This window comes from Neisseria sp. P0009.S007, assembly GCF_051962515.1.
Map to the genome: position 1 here is coordinate 1 of NZ_JBQCVF010001135.1, position 264 is coordinate 264.

The 264-nt window shown below is 51.9% G+C and carries 1 protein-coding gene; it reads left to right on the forward strand.

Annotation, left to right across the window (positions count from 1 at the left end):
• Window positions 1–264: radical SAM protein (locus ACTHS3_RS18050; protein WP_440368799.1), on the forward strand; the 264-nt coding region annotated here is incomplete at both ends.

Here is a 264-nt window from a genome sequence, read left to right on the forward strand (position 1 = left end):
TTGGAGGCCAATCCGGGCACGTTTGAAATCGAGAAATTTCAAGGATTTAAAGATGCGGGTATCACGCGGCTTTCTATTGGCGTGCAGAGTTTCAACGACGATATGCTTGCACGGCTGGGGCGCGTCCACAACGGCAAAGAAGCCTTAACCGCCATCGATACTGCGTTGAAATTATTTGATAAAGTCAATATCGACTTGATGTACGCCCTGCCGAACCAGACCGTTCAGACGGCCTTGGGCGACGTGCAAACCGCCATCGCCACG